Here is a 2,988-nt window from a genome sequence, read left to right as displayed (position 1 = left end):
GTGCAGCTTTAGCGACTGGTACAGCGCCGCGAAGAGCAGAGACAGCGTCGTCAGCCGTTGCTGGCCGTCCACCACCTCCAGGCGCTGCACCGCCAAGGTATCGGTGGTCTGGTTGATGCAAATAATCGAGCCCAGGAAATACCCGGGGTCGTTCTCTTCTACGTCATCGAAGAGCGACTCCCACTGGTCCATCTTCCAGGAGTATTCGCGCTGGTAGCGCGGGATCGCATAGATCACGCCCGCTTCGATGTCGAAGAGTTGCGAGACCGGGTAGTTGTTGACCGACTTGATCATTTAGCCTTCTCCCTGGCTGCTCGTTTTTTGGCAAGGCTCAAGTGGTGGTCATTGATGCGGTCGCCGACCTTGCCGTCGTACTGCAATCCGAGTTCGTACCAGGGGGCAGATGGCACATTGCTGCCACGGTCCTTTTCCCAATGCAGGCTCTTCGGCTTGTCGCGAAGCACCCCAGCGCCGCGCTTGCCCACATCGGGCACCGAGAGAAAGGGGCGGATGTTCAGGCGCACGCCGTCATTCAGATCGGGGTTCCAGCCGATGGGCTGCTCCTCAATCGACTTCCAGCGGACGAAGATGTCGTAAGGCGACTCCCCCGTCAGGATCAGTTCCAGGCGCTTCTTCAACGCCTCGGCGGCCGCCAGCTTTTCCTGGGCTCCGTCCACGCCGCTATCCGCGTCACGCTTCTGGCGGCCGATCCAGTCACCTAAGTAGGTGTAGATCAAGGCTTCCAAAGCCTTGTAGTCGAGCTTGTGATAGTTCACCAGGGCGGCGAAACCATCGCGCAGACCATCCMACACATGCCAGACGAACGGCCGGTTGCCGAACAGCGCGCAGTGTTGAGTGAAGTACTTGTCGCGTAGCCAAGTTTCCAGTGACTTGCCGGCGTGATCAGCCGCTATCAGCAACTGTGCAAGGATGTCGTTGCTCCAGTTTGTTCCATAGGCATCGGCCAGCAAATTGAGAAGTCGGTCACTGGCGGGCGATTCATGCCCTACCGGTGGAATACAGACGATGCCGTCCTTATCCGCATGACTCGCGAGCGCCTTGCTGCGGGCAATCCATGCGCGTCCCTTGTCGGATAGATCCATCTTGCTGTCGAACTCGGCCGGCCAGGTGTACCCGACCAATCGTGCAACAGCGACCTGCAGCGGATCGGTAGACGGCTCTGGGTGACCGTGGAAAATCCACTGAGTAGGATCATCCGAATACGGTTCCGGCAAACCAGTGGGGTATTTTTCCGCTGCCACTTGGCTCCAATAGACTGGGTCGAAGGGAACTTTGGTTAGCGTTCCGGCAGTCACTTTTAGGGCCCGGTCAACTTCACGAACGGCTTCCCGATAGCTTGGGTCCGACACGAACGCCCAAATGGCTGGTATGAGCGACTCGTCGGCTGGAACAATTGGGCAAACGTTATCGTCAAAAACCTCACCCGAATAAAGGAACGGTTCTAATTCCTTCATTTTATTTACGGCGACGCCGCGCCTTCCCCACACTGCGTTACCCCGCAGCCAGCAACCTAACTGAGCATTCAGGTTTGGATCGTCTAAACTCACGGTAGTAACAAGCGACCTGCCCGACCAAGGGGCTCCCGGGGTTGGTGAATCGACCCAAGGGACATTCGATGGTTGCAGTCGCGCGATCTGCCAAAACTCGATTAAGAACCTTGGACTATCACCTGTTGTACTTCCCTTGCCGAAATCGCCAATATCTGCGAGAAGACTCTCCGATTGAATATCAGTAAGCGCAACTCGCGAGTCGGGATTGCTCAACTGGTTGGATTGAGATGCAGAAACTAGCGGCTCAGTTATTAGATTTTTGGCCTTCTGTTGTGCTGGCCTAGACGTACTGACATCTATTCCTCTGAGCATGAAATTGGGAGCGGGCTGCTTTCGCGTATGTGTCATGAGAATGACGTTAACAACCTCTCCCCCAATTGTTTCGAATGCGCCTGGCCCAAGCCTAACCAACAGATTCCAGGTGGCTGTCTTGAGCAATGTTTCTCGTTGCTTTTTGTATCCTGCTAGAAATAACCAGTTCTGTGGCATAACAATCTGAGTTACGCCTGCGCCCGCGTCTCTCGCCAACTCCAAGCAGCGCTCCAAAAAGACATTGGCGAGATCATTCTTCGCCTCCTGATAGTGTCGGTCGCAATAGTCCTTTAGAACCTCAGATTGTTTGGCCCGGGAGAGGTATGGGACGTTTGTTATTACCAAGTGATAGCGCGCATCCAAAAGACGCGCGGCTTCAAGCAATCCTTGAGCACTTAGTGCCAGATCCCACCGGTCATCGCCCTCAGCGAGAAAATTGGCTGGGCGTTCCGTGGCCAAGGCTTTGCGCAACAATGCCCGCAACGTCTCATAACCGGAAGTGGCCAGGTCATTCTTGAGGCTACGTGCCGGGTCCAGCAGACTGCCAAGCAGTGGCGCATCAGAAAAGCTGGCGTGCAGTTGTCGCAACTCCTGCCGCACGTACTCGACGTTGGGTGCTTCGTCGGGCACCAATGCCTCCCAGTCCTGCGCCTTGGATGCGACCTTGAGCCCACAGCACGCGATGTTGGGTGCCGGAATCTCCCGCACACCGAGCGGCTTGCCCGATGCATCGGGATACCGCCAGGCTTCCAGCGCTACCGCGAATACGGCGATTTCCACGCAGCGCGGGTCCAGTTCCAGGCCATGGATGTTCTCGGCCAAGACGCGGTTGACGGCCTCCTTGGCACTCAGGCCCTCCGCCGCCATGCGCATCGGCACCAGCATCAGGAAGGCGGCGACTAGGAAGTGACCCGATCCGCAGCAGGGGTCGAGCAGCTTGAACTCGGCCAGCGAATCGGGCCAGCCTTCGAACTTGCCAGCGGCCGGGGTGCCGTCTTCCAGAGCGCGGAAGTAGTCGAGCGTGACCGGGCATGGCTTGCCCGGGTGCCGAGTGGCCCACCAGGCGCCAAGCGAGTTGTGCAGCAGGAAGGCCACCATGTAAGGC

The 2,988-nt window shown here is 57.5% G+C and carries 2 protein-coding genes; both read right to left on the bottom strand.

What is annotated here, in order from left to right:
• A partial coding sequence (locus AC1DOC_RS27015; RefSeq protein WP_478130859.1) for a DUF262 domain-containing protein occupies positions 1 to 294 on the bottom strand: 294 nt, incomplete at its 3' end.
• Positions 291 to 2,988: Eco57I restriction-modification methylase domain-containing protein (locus tag AC1DOC_RS27010; RefSeq protein ID WP_478130858.1), on the bottom strand; the 2,698-nt coding region annotated here is incomplete at its 5' end. The genes AC1DOC_RS27015 and AC1DOC_RS27010, both read right to left, overlap by 4 nt.

The sequence above is a fragment of the Variovorax sp. 01T439_2 genome (assembly GCF_056398445.1).
The sequence above is the reverse complement of the archived record's forward strand: the minus strand, read 5'-3'. Positions and strand labels throughout refer to the sequence as shown.